Source organism: Paenibacillus sp. FSL H7-0703, from assembly GCF_038003485.1.
Classification (GTDB): domain Bacteria; phylum Bacillota; class Bacilli; order Paenibacillales; family Paenibacillaceae; genus Paenibacillus; species Paenibacillus polymyxa_B.
Map to the genome: position 1 here is coordinate 3,763,513 of NZ_JBBOPF010000001.1, position 17,828 is coordinate 3,781,340.

A 17,828-nucleotide genomic window follows, 5' to 3' on the forward strand; every position below is an offset into this window, starting at 1 on the left:
TATTCAACTAAGGGGTGCAAATTATGAAAAATGAAATGGTAGGAGTCGTACTGGAATCCGAAAAAGAAGAAATCTTACAATTGTATGAACGAAAAACTGCATTACAAGAACTAATCAATTCTTTTAATGATGCTGCAATGATTCATGATGATTTATATGAAAGGATTGTAAAAGATCTCGGTCAGACTATGGTAGCTATGGAGAATTGGTGGTCTTGTACCTCGAAGAAATATCAATGGAAAAGACACCCTAGTTCTAATTGGACCATTGATTTTAATACTAATGAAATAAACTTAGTGATGAGTGAAGTAAATGCTTAATGGTTAGACAATTACACCTGAAAGGAGGTGAAAAATATGAGAAACTTATTTTCCAAAAGAAATGTTGGAAATAGAGAAGATGTACAAGGCTATTGTGGAACATGTAGCTTTTCCTGTACAGGTGGCTGTGCAACCACATGTACTTTTTCATGTAGTTCAAATTGCACGTATACATGCAGTGGGAAAGCGGTATGGTAATATTATGATTATCATCAATAAAGACTCTGGCAAGAGACTGTCACTTGACAGTCTCTTGCTCATTGAGCTGTAGATTGAGTAGCACCTATATAATGATATACTAATTTAAGTTTATAATTTTTCTACATATACAGCCTTTAGTGTAAAAGCACGATTAGAATGATATAATGATTAGGGTTTATGAAGGATACTTGCTACTAATTAAAAATAACACAGTATCTGAAGAAGCAACGGAGGGAATATATTATGGCAAAACTGGTGGTTTGCGATCACCCTTTGATCCAACACAAACTTACATTTATCCGCGATGTGCGGACCAACACCAAGGATTTCCGCGAGCTGGTGGATGAAGTAGCAACTTTGATGGCATATGAAATTACACGGGATATCCCGCTGGAAAGCATTACGGTGCAGACACCGGTTGCTGAGACAGAAGGTAAAGTGATTTCCGGACGTATGCTGGGTCTTATTCCGATTCTGCGTGCAGGCTTGGGTATGCTGGATGGCGTAGTAAAGCTACTGCCTGCAGCAAAGGTAGGCCATGTGGGACTGTTCCGCGATCCTGAGACGCTGCAACCCGTAGAATACTATACGAAGTTGCCTACAGATGTAACTGAGCGCGAATTGATCGTGATTGATCCGATGCTTGCAACGGGTGGCTCTGCAATTGCGGCGATTGATGTGTTGAAAAAGAGAGGCTGCACTCAAATTAAAATGATGAATCTGATTGCTGCTCCTGAAGGAGTCAAAGCTGTGCAGGATGCGCATCCTGATGTAGACATCTATGTCGCTGCACTGGACGAGCGTCTGGATGATCATGGATATATCATTCCGGGTCTTGGTGACGCGGGAGACCGCTTGTACGGAACCAAGTAGACTGCCTTTGGCGGTTCGGCAAAAGCTATGGACGTTTTGACAGGTCTTTATTTTGAATAATGGAAGATCTGTGAAGCGGACATTTATTATGAAAAGGGGTTCAACAGAAAATGTCCAAAATCAAAGTGATGACAATTTTTGGTGTGCGTCCGGAAGCGATTAAGATGGCTCCTCTTATTTTGGAGCTTCAGCGTCACCCGGAGCATATCGAGTCCGTGGTATGCGTTACGGCTCAACATCGCCAGATGCTTGATCAGGTTCTGGAAGTTTTCAATATTCACCCTGACTATGATCTGGATGTAATGAAGGATCGCCAGACACTAAATGAAATCTCGATGCGGGTACTTCAAGGTCTTGAACCTGTATTGCGTGAGGCCAAGCCCGATATCGTGTTGGTTCACGGCGATACGCTGACCACTTTCCTCGCCAGCTATGCAGCCTTTATGCAGCAGATTGAAGTAGGGCATGTGGAAGCGGGTTTGCGGACGTGGAACAAGCTTTCTCCATATCCTGAAGAAATGAACCGTCAGCTCACAGGCGTGCTGTCTGATCTGCATTTCTCGCCTACTTCTTTATCGGCTGGAAATTTGCGGAAGGAAAATAAGCCTGAATCGCGAATATATGTTACAGGCAATACAGTGACTGACGTATTTCAGTATACGGTTCGCCAGGATTACGAGCACCCTGTACTGGACTGGGCTCAGGGCAAACGCCTGATTCTTATGACAGCACATCGCCGGGAATCCCAAGGGGAACCGCATCGTCAGATTTTTAATGCGGTTAAGCGAATTGCGGATGAGTTTGAGGATGTCGCTATGGTTTATCCGGTTCATCCGAGTCCGGCTGTGAAGGAACCTGCATTTGAGATTTTAGGCAACCATCCGCGTATTAAGCTGATTGATCCGCTGGATGTCGTGGATCTGCACAATTTTTACCCACATACACATCTGATCCTTACGGATTCCGGTGGGCTTCAGGAAGAAGCACCTTCGTTCGGAGTACCTGTTCTGGTGCTGCGTGATACGACTGAAAGACCGGAAGGAATTGAAGCGGGCACCTTGGAACTGGTGGGTACGAACGAAGAGAACGTGTACAATCGGACCAAGGCACTTTTGACAGATTCCGCGTTGTACGATTCTATGAGTCAGGCAGCGAATCCTTACGGCGATGGAAAAGCATCAGTAAGAATTGTCAATGCGATTTTGCACCATTATGGCGTTCAATCCGAACGTCCTGAAGAATTTCACACAATGTTCACAAAAGGTGTTCGTCCGATATAATTATTCTTTACAAGGCAAGCATACAGTTAAACTGTACGGTTACCAAGGGATACAGCAATTTAAGATGCTTTGTCGTTCGATTTTATACTTTAGGGCGCTAAAATATCTCAATTGACAAAGCATCTAATATTTAAGTAAAATGGACTGGAATTGCAGGGGTGACATGGAAAAGTGGTCAAACCTACCAAGCAAAACAACAACCGAAATAACACCGGGAATGCCTTCAAGGCAATTGGATTGGTGAGCGCGATCGGCATTGATTTGGCGATATGTACACTGGGTGGCTTCTATGCCGGAAAGTGGCTCGATGCCAAACTTGGTGGCTCCGGAATTTGGATTGGCGTAAGCGTTCTCGCAGGCTTGGTTGTAGGCGCATTAAGTATTGCCCTTGTGATCGGAAAGGTATTGAGGGATAACCATGAATGAGATGACCCGTATGCAAAAAATGTTATGGATCGTAGCGCTTGGTATTATGGCTCTGTGTTTCCTGGTCTCCGCCTTCATGCCCCAACATCGTGACATTGCTCACGGAATCATTCTGGGAACGGGAGTAAGCTGTCTTAATGTGCTGTATATGGCCTACAAAATTCGACAGGTTGCGAATGCAGCCGCCGGTCAAGGCAAGAAGAAAAAGGTGGGCATTGGCTTTGGCGTTCGAGTAGGGACCTCTATTTTGGCAGTAGTGCTGGCGCTAGAATTTCCGGCCTATTTCCATGAGATCGCTGTAATGGCAAGCCTGGTGACTGGACAATTTCTTCTTTTAATTATAGGCATCATATTCGCGCTACAGGAAAAATGATGGCTCAACTGAGAAAGGGGTGAGAAAACATGTTGCATGAATCACCGATTATCGAATTGGGCGGGTTTAACATTGACTTGTCCGTCATTATTATGCTTATTGTGACTTGTGCGATTGTATTTGGACTGGCATTTGCTGCAACGCGCAATTTGTCTGTGGACAATCCAAGCAAGCTGCAAAATTTTATGGAATGGGTCGTAGAATTCGTTCAAGGACTGATTACCAGCACGATGGATTTGAAAAAAGGGAAGCCATTCCTCTCCTTGGGGATGACGCTGATCATGTTCATTTTCGTAGGGAATATGCTGGGCTTACCGTTCGGGATTGTGACCGAATTCGATAATGCGCAAAGTGCCCAAGTATTTGGACATGAAATCATTCCAGTCAAAGAAGCATTAGAACAAGCACAGGCGTCTCACCCGGGCGAAGTTGCCCATGTAGGCATCAGCTGGTGGAAATCACCTACCGCAGATGCAGGGGTATCCATTGGATTGGCTTTGATGATCTTTGTCCTGGTTCATTTCCTGGGGATCTTCCGTAATACCAAAGCTTACTTCAAGCATTACGTTCAGCCATTTCCATTCTTTTTGCCAATTAACTTGATTGAGCAGTTCTCAAAACTGTTGACACATGGTATGCGTCTATTCGGTAATATTTTTGCCGGCGAAGTTTTGATCAGTGTTCTGCTGAAATTGACAGCACTTGGTGTAGGAGGCTGGATTGCTTCCGTATTGGGACTCGTTGTCTGGCAAGGGTTTAGTATTTTTGTCGGCAGTATTCAGGCGTTCGTCTTCACCATTTTGACGTTCGTATATATTTCACAGGCAATTGACACGCATGAAGAAGAGCATTAGGTAAATTTAGTTTCGGGTTTTTAGTTAAGTTCAGGAGTACGCTTCGCTCTTAACTGCAAATACATGTACAACACAAATACACATCTCTAAGGAGGATTTTTAAATGGGAGCTTGGGCATTAATAGCAGCAGCTATCGCAGTAGGTTTGGGTGCGCTCGGCGCAGGTATTGGTAACGGTCTGATCGTAAGTAAAACAGTTGAAGGTATCGCTCGTCAGCCTGAGGCTAAATCAACTTTGCAAACGGTAATGTTTATCGGTGTAGGTCTGGTTGAAGCCTTGCCAATCATCGGGGTCGTTCTGGCGTTTATTTTCTACGCTAAGGCATAATAATTTGAAACTTGCAAGGTTTGGCGGGGAAGGCCACAGCCATCCGCGCCTTCTTTGTTGCTTGGCTTAAGAGATAACTAGGACCGACGTTCACCGGAAAGGAGTGACTTCAATTGAGTTTAAATTGGACAAGTATCGTTTTCACAATCATTGCATTTTTGATCTTGTACTGGTTACTGACGCGTTATGCATTCGGCCCTCTCTTTTCCGTTATGGAGAAGCGCCGTCAGCTTGTATTACAGCAAATGAATGAAGCGGCACAGACGCGTGAACAGGCTGCTGCTTATGTTGAGGAGCAAAAACAGGCTCTCCAGCAGGCACGTAAGGAAGCGTACGACATTATTGAGCAGTCAAAACAAACAGGTAACAAGCAAGCGGAGCAAATTATTGTTCAGGCTAAAGACGAAGCTGTCCGCCTGAAAGACGAAGCTGTTCGTGAAATCACAAGCGAGCGTAATAAGGCGGTTGCCGAACTGCGCAGCGAAGTGGGTAAAGCTTCGGTACAAATTGCTTCCAAACTGATTCAAAAGGAAATCAAGGAAGACCAAGTCCAAGGAGAGCTTGTCGACCAATACCTTAAAGAGGTAGGAGGCAAAGCATGAGCCGGGATACGGTAGTTGCCAAACGGTATGCGAAAGCTTTGTTTGAAGTGGCAGAGCAAGAACAGACCATTATGGAAACCGAGCAGGAGCTACGTGCTTTTGTAGAGGCTGTATCGGGGGATGCTGAAATCCGTAAATTCATTAATTCTCCTAACATTACGGAAACGGTCAAGCTTCAAGTTCTAGCTAACAGTTTTGAAGGCAAGTTGTCTGCCTCGCTAATTAACACGATCAAACTGTTGATTCAGCGTAGTAGAGCAGATTTGTTCGAATCTCTCCTTGCCGGATACCTCGATATTCAGGAATATAAGCTGGGACTTGCTCATGCAAAGGTGTATTCGACTTATGCTTTAAGTGATCAGGAAAAAACAGCGGTAGCCGAGCAATTCGGAGCCCGTGAACATAAAACAATCCGCGTGGAAAATATAGTAGACCCGAGTCTGCTGGGCGGATTGAAAGTGGTTATCGGCGATACACTGTACGACGGCAGTCTGGCCGGCAAGCTGGATCGTCTCGAGAAATCCTTTAACAGACGAGTATAGAAGATAGGGGTGAACACACTTGAGTATCAAACCTGAGGAAATCAGTTCATTGATTAAAAGTCAGATTGAACAATATAAAAATGATATCGAGGTCGTTGAAGTCGGCACTGTTGTTGAAGTCGGCGACGGTATTGCCCGCGTCTACGGACTGGAAAAAGTTATGGCCGGTGAATTGGTTGAATTCGACACTGGCGTATTGGGCTTGGCGCTCAACGTGGAAGAAAGCAATGTCGGTGTTGTTATTTTGGGTCAATTCTCCGACATTCGTGAAGGCGGTCAAGTAAAACGTACAGGTCAGATCATGCAGGTCCCTGTAGGGGAAGCGCTGATCGGACGTGTAGTTAACCCACTGGGACAACCGGTAGACGGTAAAGGGCCGATTGCTACAACAGAATTCCGTCCGGTTGAAAGTCAGGCTCCAGGTGTTATGGCCCGTAAATCGGTACATGAGCCTATGCAGACGGGGATTAAAGCTATTGATGCAATGGTTCCGATTGGTCGTGGTCAACGTGAGTTGATCATCGGTGACCGTCAAACAGGTAAAACTTCTATCGCAATCGATGCAATTTTGAACCAAAAAGGCAATGGCATGAAATGTATTTATGTCGCTATTGGTCAAAAACAATCCACGGTAGCTCAAGTTGTTGAAACATTGCGTCGTCACGGTGCGCTGGAATACACGATTGTCGTTACGGCATCTGCTTCCGAACCATCACCATTGCTGTACATTGCTCCTTACTCTGGCTGCGCCATGGGTGAGTATTTCATGTACAAAGGCGAGCATGTCCTTGTTGTTTATGATGACTTGACTAAACAAGCGTCAGCTTACCGGGAACTGTCCCTGTTGCTGCGTCGTCCACCGGGTCGTGAAGCTTATCCGGGTGACGTTTTCTATCTTCACTCTCGCTTGCTGGAACGTGCAGCGAAGCTGAATGATGAGTTGGGCGGCGGATCACTTACCGCATTGCCGTTCATCGAGACACAGGCTTCCGACGTTTCTGCATATATCCCAACTAACGTTATTTCCATCACGGATGGACAGATCTTCCTGGAAGCTGACTTGTTCTATGCAGGGCAACGTCCAGCGATCAACGTAGGTATTTCCGTATCTCGTGTAGGTGGTTCTGCTCAGATTAAAGCGATGAAAAAGGTAGCAGGTTCCCTGCGTCTGGATCTTGCTCAATATCGTGAGCTTCAAGCGTTCTCCCAATTCGGGTCCGACTTGGATAAATCTACAAAAGCCCGTCTGGATCGCGGCGCACGCATGATGGAAATTCTGAAACAGGGCGTTAACCAACCGCTTGCTGTAGAGCAACAAGTAGTGAGCTTGTATACTGCTGTAAAAGGCTTCCTTGATGATATCCCTGTAGCGGATGTAAAACGTTTTGAAAAAGACTTCCTGTCTTTCATGGTGTCTGACCATCAGGACGTGCTTCAATCTATCCGCGACACGAAAGACTTGGTGGCTGATAACGAAGCGGCTTTGAAGGCGGCTATCGAGAAATTCAAAAAATCATTCGCCACGTCGGTTTAATACATTGGAATTGCCTGTTTATGATGAAAGATGTCCTAAGGAAGCGTGCCCTCCGGGTTTTGGCTTCCTTGGCATGTTTCACCCTCTATAACAGGCCCTTTAACATATGTCCGGCTGGATTTGAATCTTACGAAGTGCTTAGACTTGGTCCAAGCTAAGCTAAGGGATTGCTTACGAAGTTAGCTTTGGCTTTGCTAGAGCTTAAAGGTGGTGAAATCATGGCAAAAGGTATGCGCGAGATTAAACGTCAGATTAAAAGTGTGCAGAGTACGAAGCAGATCACGAAAGCGATGGAAATGGTCGCTGCATCCAAGCTGAGAAAAGCTCAGGAGAAAGCGGAGTCTGCTCGTCCTTACTCGGAAAAGCTTAAGGAAGTTGTGAGTAGCATTGCTTCTGGAGCGAATAACATCAAGCATCCAATGCTGGAAACGCGTCCGGTTAAAAAGACTGCTTATCTTATCATTACATCTGATCGTGGTCTGGCTGGTGGTTATAACGCCAATATTTTGCGACAGGTTACGCAGACGATTGCTGAACGTCACCGTTCACAGGATGAATTTGTGATTTTCATCATTGGGCGAAAAGGACGGGATTATTTCAGACGTCGTGAATTCCCTATCGCTGAATCGGTAACAGATCTGTCAGATACACCTGCTTTTGCAGATATCAAAACAATTGCAAGCAAGGCTGTACAAGGCTTTGAACTTAAAGAATTTGATGAGCTTTATCTATGCTATAACCGCTTTGTCAACGCATTGACTCAAATTCCAACAGTTGACCGTCTGTTACCAATGGCAACACCGGATTCAGCTACAGCTTCATCCTCAATTAACTATGAGTATGAGCCTTCACCAGAAGGAGTGCTGGAAGTATTGCTGCCGCGTTACGCGGAAACGCTCATTTACGGCGCTTTGCTGGATGGTAAAGCTAGTGAACTGGGAGCGAAGATGACGGCGATGGGATCTGCTACGAAGAATGCTTCCAAGTTAATTGGTGAGCTTTCCTTGACCTATAACCGTGCTCGTCAAGCGGCTATTACCCAGGAAATTACGGAAATCGTTGCAGGGGCAAGCGCTCAGTCTTAATCAGGCTTGTTGCGACTGTTTTATAGCATGTCTACACTATTATGATAAATTGCGGGCGCAAAACAAATCAGAGTGGTTCGGATTTGCGGCTGTGCAAGCTTGTAGGAGGGAAACCAAAAGATGAACAAAGGACGCGTAGTGAGCATCATGGGTCCGGTTGTTGACGTTGAGTTCGAACGTGGACAGCTTCCGGAAATCCTGAATGCCATTCATATTGGGACTGTGCTGGAGAGCGGAGTCAAAATTGACCTGACGCTCGAAGCTTCAAAACATCTAGGTGACAACCGTGTGCGTTGTATTGCCATGTCTTCCACAGATGGTCTGGTTCGTGGAGCTGAAGCCATAGATCTGGGAGCACCTATTTCAGTACCTGTCGGCGAAGCTACTCTTGGACGCGTATTTAACGTACTTGGAACGCCAATTGATAATGGTGCTGATATGAGTGAAACGGCTAGAAATCCGATTCACCGTCAAGCTCCTTCTTTCGATGAGCTGACAACTCAAGCAGAGATGCTCGAAACAGGTATTAAAGTTATCGACTTGCTAGCTCCTTATGCCAAAGGTGGTAAAGTCGGATTGTTTGGTGGTGCTGGTGTAGGTAAAACCGTAACCATTCAAGAATTGATTAACAATATCGCTCAGGAGCATGGTGGTATTTCTGTATTTGCGGGTGTAGGTGAACGCACACGTGAAGGAAATGACTTGTATCATGAAATGAGAGATTCCGGCGTTATCAACAAAACAGCGATGGTGTTCGGACAAATGAACGAGCCTCCGGGTGCACGTTTGCGTGTAGCTCTCACAGGTCTGACGATGGCGGAATACTTCCGTGACCAAGAAGGCCGTGACGTGTTGCTCTTTATTGATAACATTTTCCGCTTTACTCAAGCGGGTTCTGAGGTTTCGGCTCTGTTGGGACGTATGCCTTCAGCAGTAGGTTACCAGCCTACGCTGGCTACTGAGATGGGTCAATTGCAAGAACGGATTACTTCTACTAAAAAAGGTTCTGTTACTTCCATTCAGGCGATCTATGTGCCTGCGGATGACTACACTGACCCGGCTCCTGCTACGACGTTTGCCCATTTGGATGCTACAACGAATCTGGAACGTAAAATTTCCGAAATGGGTATTTACCCGGCGGTTGATCCACTCGCATCAAGCTCCCGTATTTTGGCTCCAGACGTTGTGGGTGAAGAGCATTACAATGTAGCTCAAGGGGTAAAACAAATTTTGGCCCGCTACAATGAGCTTCAGGATATCATTGCGATCCTGGGTATGGACGAGCTGAGTGAAGAAGATAAAATGTTGGTAGCACGTGCACGTAAAATCCAGCGTTTCCTTTCTCAACCTTTCCACGTTGCCGAAGCATTTAACGGCTTCCCAGGTAAATATGTGCCGGTTAAAGAAACTGTACGAAGCTTCAAAGAAATTTTGGAAGGCAAGTATGACCATCTTCCAGAAGCGGCTTTCCTTTTTGTAGGAGCCATCGAAGAAGCAGTTGAGAAAGCTAAAACGCTGTAAACAACAGGCAAAGAATAGCCGAGCCTTACGAAGTGAGCTGTCTGTGGACAGCTTCCAGGAGGGATTCAAGTGAGCACGTATTTACTAGAGATTGTGACGCCGGAGCGCCTGGTCTATACAGAACAGGTAAACAGCATCAGTGTTCGCGGCTCGGAAGGCGATCTTGGGATTTTACCCGGACACCTTCCCTTGGTCACTCCCTTGAAGATTGCACCGATACGCATTAAAATCGGTGGTCAAACCGAAGTGATCGCGGTCAATGGGGGCTTTCTTGAAGTCCGCAAGGATAAAGTGGTCATTTTGGCTGAGAGTGCGGAACGTTCCGAAGAAATTGATGTGGAGCGTGCCCGTGCGGCAAGGGAGCGGGCAGAACTGCGGCTCCAGAGCAAACAGGAGCAGATAGATCACCATCGGGCGGAAGTAGCTCTGCAACGGGCGCTTAACCGTTTAAATGCTACAAGCATCAGAACGAATAAGAATTAATATTGGATTTTAAGTGGAATTTTAAAAGGGTTCGGCATAGTATACGGATGGAACGACAAGGAGACCACTTCATAACTTCTGCCAAAGAATGTCCGGTAGAAGGTGAGGGAGAACCTTGCTTCCTTCGATCACTGTGATCGGGCCCTTTTTTTAGCTGTTATTACCAAAATGTACAGTCCTATTTCTTGCCCGGTTGCTAGGTATTTAGTACCTTTTAAATTCACAAAACAGAAGTGATTAATCACATTTTGTCGAAATAAATGTCCTAAAAGCAGAAATAGCACTGGCATATTAGGCGTTCGCCGAGTATTATAAAGAAGTCTGTGACGCAGATGGGAGGAATTATGGTTGAACGGGAAACAGCAATTGGCTGAACAGCTAAGTCAATCGGCGAGTATGACCGCGCTGATCTCCATGATCGTGTCGCTTATCTGTATAGCGTTAGCTTGGTGGGCTTTACAGAGCTTGAAGCTGGATTTGTTAATCCGGCAACCCAAAGGACCGCAGGGCAGATTGCTGCACTTGTTTCTTGCTATAATCTTGGGACAGTTGGTTTCTGGGTTCCTGTTGAGCTACATTTCTTGGAGTCAGATGCTCTAGAATTTGTTTTAACATGAAGTGGGCGGGTTATATGACCTTATGACTGTGTCTCTGCGGGAATTGTCGAATAACATCGCGTCATATTGTTAACAATGGTAAACAAAAGAACCATACATGTATAGCTGGCTGAATCAGTTAGAGTACAATGGTCATCAAGTACAAAAAACGCTTGTATACTTGTTTTAATCAGTGGTATGATGGCAGTTAGGGTATTAGTAAAACCTTGTTTTTTTATGTAATGAAAAAGCAAGGCATGAAAATAGCGGAATATGTTCTTTTTTTCCAGAATGGAAAAGGGAAATGACGCGCGGAGGGAACCATAGATGAGCAAATTTATCGTCCGCGGTGGCAACAGATTGACCGGGAGTGTCAAAGTCAGCGGAGCCAAAAACTCAGTTCTGCCGATCATCGCCGCTTCTCTGCTAGGAGAAGAAGGAGAAAGTGTTATTATTGATGCACCTCCTCTAGACGATGTGATGACCATTAACAAAGTGCTGGAGTCCTTAGGAGCAGGCGTTACATACCAAGATGAGGTCATTCGTGTTGACGCGCGGAAGATAATTTCCTGTGAAGCCCCTTACGAGTGGGTTAGGAAAATGCGCGCATCATTCTTGGTTATGGGACCGCTGCTTACACGTTTGGGACGTACAAGAATCTCGCTTCCAGGCGGATGCGCAATCGGAACGCGACCAATTGATCAGCATTTAAAGGGTTTTGAGGCATTGGGCGCGGAGATTAGCCTGGGCCAAGGTTTTATTGAAGCTAAAAGTAACGGGCGTCTGCGTGGAGCTAAAGTTTATTTGGATGTAGCCAGCGTAGGAGCAACCGAGAATATTATGATGGCCGCTACTCTTGCTGAGGGCGTAACTACCATCGAGAATGCTGCTAAGGAACCTGAGATTGTTGATCTCGCAAATTTCCTGAATGGAATGGGCGCCAAAGTACGCGGTGCGGGCACGGGCGTTATTCGTATTGAAGGCGTCGAGAAGCTGCATGGTGTAAAACATACCGTCATTCCCGACCGGGTAGAAGCAGGTACTTATATGGTTGCTGCTGCGATCACAGGCGGGAACGTATATGTAGAAGGCGCAATATCCGATCATTTGGGACCGGTTATTTCCAAGATGGAAGAAATGGGTGTAACCATTCAACCTGATGAGAACGGAATTCGTGTCATTGCAGATAAGCCGTTAAAGGCCGTTGATGTTAAAACATTGCCTTATCCTGGTTTTCCTACCGATATGCAGTCTCAGATGATGGCACTTCAACTTGCCGCTGAAGGAACGAGCATTATTACGGAAACCGTGTTTGAAAATCGTTTCATGCATGTGGATGAATTTCATCTCATGAATGCCGAAATTAAGGTCGAAGGTCGTTCCGCCATTGTAACTGGTAATGCTAAGCTGACAGGTGCGAAAGTAACCTCTACAGATTTGCGTGCAGGTGCTGCGTTAATTCTGACCGGACTCATTGCGGAAGGTACAACGGAGGTATCCGGCGTACATCACATCGATCGCGGTTACGTTCATTTGGCTGAGAAGCTGACTGGATTGGGAGCGGACATTTACAGAGTGACCGTAGAAGAGTCCAAACTGGATCATTCACCCAGTACAGAGCGCGTAATGCCGGAAGAGACGTCGGGGAATCTGTTTAAGAAGATCCAGCCTTCCCTCGCCTAAGTCTTAACATATGTAGCTTCATGTTGCATAAGTATATTCTTGAACAATAAGGAACCAAGTCCGAAAGGGCTTGGTTTTTTGTTGTTTGCAGCCAGTCTTTTTCATTCTTTCAGTTCTCTTAAAATGGTTCTATCAAAGTGGACGACTTCATATGATTGAAAATATCTGCTGGAGTATATCTGTACTTCCAGCCGGATACTTAGCCCTTTGATGGAGGTTTCAGCCTATGAAAGATTCACAGGTTCGCATCCGTATACCCATTCATCATCCTAAGGAACATTGCCAGGCTTCACTTGCGGAGGAACGCTCTGGCTCTATAGCTACTTCGTTACAGAAAAATAAGCTTATGCAACAGCAGCCGGACACAAGAGGTACATTGCCGACTGGCGTCAAGCCCAATCGGCGTACAACAGCCGTGCCTTCCGCTGTGAACTCCGTCGATACGGCTCTGCCTATCGCTGGAGCAGCGGCCCATGACACGCGCGCTGCAACCCCGCTGCAAGTGACGCTGCCGCACCTGCGTCCTTCCGCCGGGCGTACCCCGCGCTGGGGCAGCAGACGCCTATGGCTGCCATTCGCTGCCATGGCAGGGGTGCTGGTGCTTGCCATGGCTGTGCCCGCGCTAATGGCGTGGCCTCGCCAGACGGCGCAGCCGTTGCCGCCGAGCAGTCGCACGGCAGCACCAGCTGCGCCTAGCGTGACGGCAAAGGGCGAGACGCCCGTCACGCGCTTGCCGGGCGTCCCGCCGATACCGGCGGTGCCCGCTGCTCCAGCGCGCAGCGTGCCGGTGGCAGCAGAGCCGGACGTGCGCGTGTACGTTACGTCTACCGGTCGCACGGAGACGTTACCGCTGGAGCAATACATTGTCGGCGTAGTAGCTGCCGAAATGCCGCCCAGCTTCGAGCGCGAGGCACTAAAAGCACAGGCTATTGCCGCGCGTACCTTCATTGCCCGACGTTTGCTGGCTGATGACACTAGCGGTGCGCCTGCGGGAGCAGATGTGACGGATACGGTTAAACATCAGGCTTATATCTCCAAAGCCAAACTTACTAGAGAATGGGGGCGTTCTGGTAAATCCGCAGAGCTGGCTAAAATTCAGCAGGCTGTACGAGACACCAAGGATACGATCATGGTATATGAGGGGAAGCCCATAACGGCATCTTTTTTTTCTACTAGCAATGGCTATACCGAAAATTCAGAGGATGTATGGGCGAAGGCAGTGCCCTATTTACGAAGTGTGTCAAGTCCGTGGGACAAGCAGTTGGCCCCACGTTATACAGAAACCGTCACACTGAGTCGTCAGAGTGTGTTCGATAGATTGGGATTGAGTCGTGCTGCAATTGCGGCCTCTACTGGAGGAGGAAGTATGCCAGAGATTCGTATACTCTCCAAGACGGAAGGACATCGCATCAAGAAGATTGAGGTTGGTGGCTCAATCTTTACAGGGCCGGAAATCCGTAACAAACTGGGATTACGTTCGGCTGAGTTTACGTGGAAGGCTGAAGGGGATCGGATTGCTATAACAACCTATGGTTATGGTCATGGTGTTGGTATGAGTCAGTGGGGAGCCAATGGAATGGCCAAGGAAGGTCATACTGCCACTCAAATTCTCCTTCACTATTATACTGGCATTTCTTTTGCGCAAGCCTCTCGTATTCTAAGTTAGTAAATATTTCGAAACTTTGAAGTATAAAAGAGTTGCACCCGGTAACACTGGTTACTGAGGTGATGAGCAAATGAATGAACAAAATAAAAACCAGAACCAAAACCATGAAGAAACACCCAAAACCTTTCAGGGTGGAAGAGCTTCACGGCCGTCTTCGTGGAAAAAGCTGTTGTCCAAAAGGTGGGCATACCCGGCAGCCTACATTGCCGCAGCAGCCATTATACTAACCTTAGTGTGGGTCTATCAGGATGCCAGCCAGAAGTCTTTCAAACCTGACCCAGCTAGTCCATCGGTACAAAGCACAAGTGCAGTGAATACCGATGTTAACGGACAACAGCCAGAAAGCGTGGAAGTAGTTGCCCAGTCGGAAAATATCGCATGGCCAGTGGCAGATGCTGGCGCAGTACAAGTTGTAAAGCCGTTCTTTGATGAGAACGCGACCGCTGATGAGCAGGCGGCAGCTATGGTAGAGTACGATAAAACATTTACCGCTAACACTGGAATTGATCTTTCCCGGGCCGACGATCAGGCGTTTGAAGTGAGAGCCGCCCTTAGTGGCAAAGTATCTCGTGTAGAACAACATCCGCTGGTAGGTAATGTCGTAGAAATCACGCATGATAATAATCTCAAAACGGTGTACCAAAGCTTGAGTGATCTGAAAGTAAAAGAAGGCGATCAAGTGAAACAAAACGATGTGATTGCTTCAGCAGGTCGTAACGAGCTTGAAAAGGATTTGAAAACACATCTGCATTTTGAAGTGTATCAGGATGACAAGCCGGTGAATCCAGCAGGTCTGCTTCCTAAAAAATAAATTTGGTCATGGCTTTGCATGCAAAGCGGGGAATCCATATTCCCTGCTTTTTTCTTGTGTAGTTTTTGTGCATAAGGTAAACATAAGCTGCTTTTGCCAAATAAATAGGCCTTCCGAAGCATGTCTTCCCGCCAAACCGCGAATATATAGGCACGCTCCTCATATAATGTACCAAACTATCCACAGTAGGGAGGCGGGAGCGTGCACGATTACATCAAGGAACGGACCATCAAAATCGGTCGCTGTATCGTGGAAACAAGGAATACGGTCCGTACGATTGCCAAGGAATTTGGTGTCTCCAAGAGCACGGTGCATAAAGATCTGACCGAACGGCTGCCTGAAATCAACCCGGATCTTGCCGATCAGGTGAAGCACATTCTCGAATACCATAAATCCATCCGCCATCTGAGGGGAGGAGAAGCGACGAAAATTAAGTACAAAAAAACGAGTGGCAAACGAAGGGAGATTCTCGTTTCCGGCAAGTCCTAAAAATATATAGTGAATTGGCTGGCAAAGCCATTGAATCAACCCCCTGAAGTATGATATGTTAAAAGATGGTACAAGACGAAAAATGACATGTAACCGTAGGTTTATACATATATTTGCCGCTTCTTGTCGAATCTTAGCTTTTAAAATATCACTTTGGGGGCCTTTTTAATATGTTCAGTAATGATATCGGTATCGACCTCGGTACGGCCAACGTGCTTATCCACGTCAAAGGGAAGGGGGTTGTTCTTGACGAACCTTCCGTTGTCGCAATAGAAAGCGATACAAAAAGAGTTCTGGCTGTCGGAGAGGAAGCGCGCCGTATGGTGGGACGTACTCCTGGTAATATCATAGCCATCCGTCCATTACGTGATGGTGTCATCGCCGATTTTGAAGTAACAGAAGCGATGTTAAAATATTTTATCAATCGGGTAGGGGGAAAAAGCTGGTACAGCCACCCTCGTATTCTAATTTGTGCGCCGACGAACATTACCTCAGTGGAGCAAAAAGCGATTCGTGAAGCGGCGGAGCGTAGCGGGGCCAAGGAAGTATTTTTGGAGGAAGAACCAAAAGCGGCTGCCATCGGGGCAGGAATGGATATTTTTGAGCCTAGCGGCAACATGGTAGTGGATATTGGTGGCGGAACGACTGACGTTGCAGTCCTCTCTATGGGGGATGTCGTAACAGCTTCTTCCATTAAAATGGCAGGGGATAAATTTGATACAGCCATCATGAAATATGTAAAAACGAAGTACAAGCTTTTGATCGGGGAACGTACGGCTGAGGATATCAAGATTGCTATCGGAACCGTGCATCCGAGCGGACGGCGTGCAGAAATGGACATCCGTGGACGGGATATGGTATCCGGATTGCCCAAAACGTTAAGTATTTCTGCGGATGAAGTGCAGGATGCGCTTAGAGATCCTGTGTCGGCGATTGTTGCTGCGGCCAAGTTTGTATTGGAGCAGACCCCACCGGAACTGTCAGCTGATATTATTGACCGTGGTGTTATTTTGACTGGTGGCGGTGCCTTGCTTAGCGGATTGGACGAGCTGCTTGCTGAAGAGTTGCGTGTTCCGGTACTGGTTGCCGAAGATCCGATGCATTGTGTCGTTAAAGGTACAGGAATTATGCTGGATAATTTGGATCATGTGGTTAAGAAAAAGTTCTAATCTGCCGATAGTGACTATAAGAGACTCGTGTGCGGTCAGACAGGTTGCCTGCCTCCGCGCGAGCATATGATTTTAGCAGAGTATAGGATTGGGGTGCACCATACATGTTGAGAGGTTTATATACTGCGGCCGCCGGATTGATGACACAACAACGACGCCATGACACCGTGACGCAAAATATTGCTAATATGAATACGACGGGATACAAACAGGAGAACAGTGTTCAGCGTTCTTTCCCCGAAATGCTTATTTCCATGACGGGTGGTAACCCTGATAACCCGGACCGTACGGTCGGCAAGCTCAATACTGGCGTTTTTGCTGAGGAAAGCCTCTCCCCTTACATTCAGGGAGCATTAAAGGACAGTGGACAAGCGACGGATTTCGCGATACAGTCCAATATTAATGTGAACGACACAGCTACTGGTCAACCTATGGCTTTTGATCAGGCAGGGAAATTCATCAATGCTAACGGTGAAGTCACCTACCGTCCAGAAGCGTTTTTTACGGTGCGGGACAGTAATGGTAACGTTCGTTATACACGTGATGGACATTTTCAAGTAAATGGAGCAGGAGCATTGCTTTCATCGACTGGCTCAGCGGTGCTGGATACGAATGGAAAGCCAATTCAATTGACGGGGGCTGTCTCAGCGCTTAAAGTAAATGAGCGGGGCGAATTGGTAGATAGCCAGTCCAACCAGACGTTAGGGACGACGCTCGGTATTAGTGTCATTGATCGTCCGTACCAGCTCGTTCGTGAGGGCAATGGAAATTTCCGCCTGAATGATACGGACGGTGCTACAGCTAGAATGATGACCGCTAATGACGCTGTATCCGTTCGTCAAGGTTATCTGGAGGTATCTAATGTAGATGCTTCACAGTCGATGGTGGATATGATGGCTGCGTTAAGAGCGTATGAGGCGAATCAGAAGGTAATTCAATTTTATGATAAAAGCTTGGACAAGGCCGTTAATGAAGTAGGCCGTGTATAACAG

Annotated in this window: 21 protein-coding genes; all 21 read left to right on the plus strand. The window is 46.6% G+C overall.

The features are described 5' to 3' along the window. Nucleotides 1–23 precede the first annotated feature (23 nt). The 21 genes from MHB46_RS16675 (at nucleotide 24) to MHB46_RS16775 (ending at nucleotide 17,825) form a co-directional block, all read left to right on the plus strand. Nucleotides 24–320, plus strand: coding sequence for a CXXX repeat peptide modification system protein (locus MHB46_RS16675; protein ID WP_341162908.1), 297 nt, complete (start codon nucleotides 24–26; stop codon nucleotides 318–320). A 79-nt stretch (nucleotides 321–399) separates the two neighbouring features. Continuing rightward, nucleotides 400–591, plus strand: coding sequence for a hypothetical protein (locus MHB46_RS16680; protein WP_341162909.1), 192 nt, complete (start codon nucleotides 400–402; stop codon nucleotides 589–591). Between the two features lie 173 nt (nucleotides 592–764). After that, nucleotides 765–1,394, plus strand: coding sequence for a uracil phosphoribosyltransferase (upp, locus tag MHB46_RS16685; protein WP_013312332.1), 630 nt, complete (start codon nucleotides 765–767; stop codon nucleotides 1,392–1,394). Between the two features lie 110 nt (nucleotides 1,395–1,504). Then, on the plus strand, nucleotides 1,505–2,674 hold the full coding sequence (wecB, locus tag MHB46_RS16690; RefSeq protein ID WP_341162910.1) for a non-hydrolyzing UDP-N-acetylglucosamine 2-epimerase: 1,170 nt from the start codon (nucleotides 1,505–1,507) through the stop codon (nucleotides 2,672–2,674). 171 nt (nucleotides 2,675–2,845) lie between these two features. After that, nucleotides 2,846–3,100, plus strand: a complete 255-nt coding sequence (locus tag MHB46_RS16695; protein WP_341162911.1) for an AtpZ/AtpI family protein — start codon at nucleotides 2,846–2,848, stop codon at nucleotides 3,098–3,100. Next, entirely contained in the window at nucleotides 3,093–3,473 is a 381-nt protein-coding gene (locus MHB46_RS16700; protein ID WP_341162912.1) for an ATP synthase subunit I, read from the plus strand. Before MHB46_RS16695 ends, MHB46_RS16700 begins: the two co-directional genes overlap by 8 nt. Nucleotides 3,474–3,502: 29 nt before the next feature. Further along, complete coding sequence (gene atpB, locus MHB46_RS16705) at nucleotides 3,503–4,327, plus strand: F0F1 ATP synthase subunit A (RefSeq protein WP_103047405.1); 825 nt, start codon at nucleotides 3,503–3,505, stop codon at nucleotides 4,325–4,327. Between the two features lie 103 nt (nucleotides 4,328–4,430). After that, nucleotides 4,431–4,655 (plus strand): F0F1 ATP synthase subunit C, encoded by a 225-nt coding sequence (gene atpE, locus MHB46_RS16710; RefSeq protein WP_025683777.1) that lies wholly within the window; start codon nucleotides 4,431–4,433, stop codon nucleotides 4,653–4,655. Nucleotides 4,656–4,768: 113 nt separating this feature from the next. After that, nucleotides 4,769–5,257, plus strand: a complete 489-nt coding sequence (atpF, locus tag MHB46_RS16715) for a F0F1 ATP synthase subunit B (protein WP_023990709.1) — start codon at nucleotides 4,769–4,771, stop codon at nucleotides 5,255–5,257. Next, nucleotides 5,254–5,799 (plus strand): F0F1 ATP synthase subunit delta, encoded by a 546-nt coding sequence (locus MHB46_RS16720; RefSeq protein WP_061832042.1) that lies wholly within the window; start codon nucleotides 5,254–5,256, stop codon nucleotides 5,797–5,799. The genes atpF and MHB46_RS16720 overlap by 4 nt, the downstream gene beginning before the upstream one ends. A gap of 19 nt (nucleotides 5,800–5,818) precedes the next feature. After that, nucleotides 5,819–7,333: a F0F1 ATP synthase subunit alpha gene (gene atpA / locus MHB46_RS16725; RefSeq protein WP_013312325.1), complete on the plus strand. Its 1,515-nt coding sequence runs from the start codon at nucleotides 5,819–5,821 to the stop codon at nucleotides 7,331–7,333. Between the two features lie 218 nt (nucleotides 7,334–7,551). Next, a complete protein-coding gene (gene atpG, locus MHB46_RS16730) occupies nucleotides 7,552–8,418 on the plus strand; it encodes an ATP synthase F1 subunit gamma (RefSeq protein ID WP_039271553.1) in 867 nt (288 codons plus the stop codon). A gap of 120 nt (nucleotides 8,419–8,538) precedes the next feature. Next, nucleotides 8,539–9,939 carry a F0F1 ATP synthase subunit beta gene (atpD, locus tag MHB46_RS16735; protein ID WP_013312323.1) on the plus strand — a complete coding sequence of 467 codons (1,401 nt, stop codon included), beginning with the start codon at nucleotides 8,539–8,541 and terminating at the stop codon, nucleotides 9,937–9,939. Nucleotides 9,940–10,008: 69 nt separating this feature from the next. Continuing rightward, nucleotides 10,009–10,422, plus strand: coding sequence for a F0F1 ATP synthase subunit epsilon (locus tag MHB46_RS16740; protein WP_013312322.1), 414 nt, complete (start codon nucleotides 10,009–10,011; stop codon nucleotides 10,420–10,422). A gap of 348 nt (nucleotides 10,423–10,770) precedes the next feature. Then, entirely contained in the window at nucleotides 10,771–11,022 is a 252-nt protein-coding gene (locus MHB46_RS16745) for a DUF1146 family protein (protein WP_013373430.1), read from the plus strand. A 323-nt stretch (nucleotides 11,023–11,345) separates the two neighbouring features. After that, nucleotides 11,346–12,701 carry a UDP-N-acetylglucosamine 1-carboxyvinyltransferase gene (gene murA / locus MHB46_RS16750; protein ID WP_013312320.1) on the plus strand — a complete coding sequence of 452 codons (1,356 nt, stop codon included), beginning with the start codon at nucleotides 11,346–11,348 and terminating at the stop codon, nucleotides 12,699–12,701. Nucleotides 12,702–12,927: 226 nt separating this feature from the next. Continuing rightward, nucleotides 12,928–14,367: a stage II sporulation protein D gene (gene spoIID / locus MHB46_RS16755; RefSeq protein ID WP_341162913.1), complete on the plus strand. Its 1,440-nt coding sequence runs from the start codon at nucleotides 12,928–12,930 to the stop codon at nucleotides 14,365–14,367. Nucleotides 14,368–14,437: 70 nt separating this feature from the next. After that, nucleotides 14,438–15,178, plus strand: a complete 741-nt coding sequence (locus MHB46_RS16760) for a M23 family metallopeptidase (RefSeq protein WP_190298128.1) — start codon at nucleotides 14,438–14,440, stop codon at nucleotides 15,176–15,178. A 201-nt stretch (nucleotides 15,179–15,379) separates the two neighbouring features. Next, on the plus strand, nucleotides 15,380–15,667 hold the full coding sequence (spoIIID, locus tag MHB46_RS16765) for a sporulation transcriptional regulator SpoIIID (protein WP_007432737.1): 288 nt from the start codon (nucleotides 15,380–15,382) through the stop codon (nucleotides 15,665–15,667). A 170-nt stretch (nucleotides 15,668–15,837) separates the two neighbouring features. Further along, a complete protein-coding gene (locus tag MHB46_RS16770) occupies nucleotides 15,838–16,836 on the plus strand; it encodes a rod shape-determining protein (protein WP_023990703.1) in 999 nt (332 codons plus the stop codon). Between the two features lie 104 nt (nucleotides 16,837–16,940). Continuing rightward, nucleotides 16,941–17,825: a flagellar hook-basal body protein gene (locus MHB46_RS16775; RefSeq protein ID WP_341162914.1), complete on the plus strand. Its 885-nt coding sequence runs from the start codon at nucleotides 16,941–16,943 to the stop codon at nucleotides 17,823–17,825. Nucleotides 17,826–17,828: the final 3 nt, after the last annotated feature.

What these genes read in the sequence shown, in the direction of transcription:
- atpD (WP_013312323.1), top strand. Translation starts at nt 8,539, where the DNA reads ATGAACAAAGGACGCGTAGTGAGCATCATGGGTCCGGTTGTTGACGTT.
- murA (WP_013312320.1), top strand. Translation starts at nt 11,346, where the DNA reads ATGAGCAAATTTATCGTCCGCGGTGGCAACAGATTGACCGGGAGTGTC.
- atpB (WP_103047405.1), top strand. Translation starts at nt 3,503, where the DNA reads ATGTTGCATGAATCACCGATTATCGAATTGGGCGGGTTTAACATTGAC.
- MHB46_RS16675 (WP_341162908.1), top strand. Translation starts at nt 24, where the DNA reads ATGAAAAATGAAATGGTAGGAGTCGTACTGGAATCCGAAAAAGAAGAA.
- upp (WP_013312332.1), top strand. Translation starts at nt 765, where the DNA reads ATGGCAAAACTGGTGGTTTGCGATCACCCTTTGATCCAACACAAACTT.
- atpG (WP_039271553.1), top strand. Translation starts at nt 7,552, where the DNA reads ATGGCAAAAGGTATGCGCGAGATTAAACGTCAGATTAAAAGTGTGCAG.
- MHB46_RS16775 (WP_341162914.1), top strand. Translation starts at nt 16,941, where the DNA reads ATGTTGAGAGGTTTATATACTGCGGCCGCCGGATTGATGACACAACAA.
- MHB46_RS16770 (WP_023990703.1), top strand. Translation starts at nt 15,838, where the DNA reads ATGTTCAGTAATGATATCGGTATCGACCTCGGTACGGCCAACGTGCTT.
- MHB46_RS16680 (WP_341162909.1), top strand. Translation starts at nt 400, where the DNA reads ATGTACAAGGCTATTGTGGAACATGTAGCTTTTCCTGTACAGGTGGCT.
- spoIID (WP_341162913.1), top strand. Translation starts at nt 12,928, where the DNA reads ATGAAAGATTCACAGGTTCGCATCCGTATACCCATTCATCATCCTAAG.
- MHB46_RS16700 (WP_341162912.1), top strand. Translation starts at nt 3,093, where the DNA reads ATGAATGAGATGACCCGTATGCAAAAAATGTTATGGATCGTAGCGCTT.
- MHB46_RS16760 (WP_190298128.1), top strand. Translation starts at nt 14,438, where the DNA reads ATGAATGAACAAAATAAAAACCAGAACCAAAACCATGAAGAAACACCC.
- wecB (WP_341162910.1), top strand. Translation starts at nt 1,505, where the DNA reads ATGTCCAAAATCAAAGTGATGACAATTTTTGGTGTGCGTCCGGAAGCG.
- atpE (WP_025683777.1), top strand. Translation starts at nt 4,431, where the DNA reads ATGGGAGCTTGGGCATTAATAGCAGCAGCTATCGCAGTAGGTTTGGGT.
- MHB46_RS16720 (WP_061832042.1), top strand. Translation starts at nt 5,254, where the DNA reads ATGAGCCGGGATACGGTAGTTGCCAAACGGTATGCGAAAGCTTTGTTT.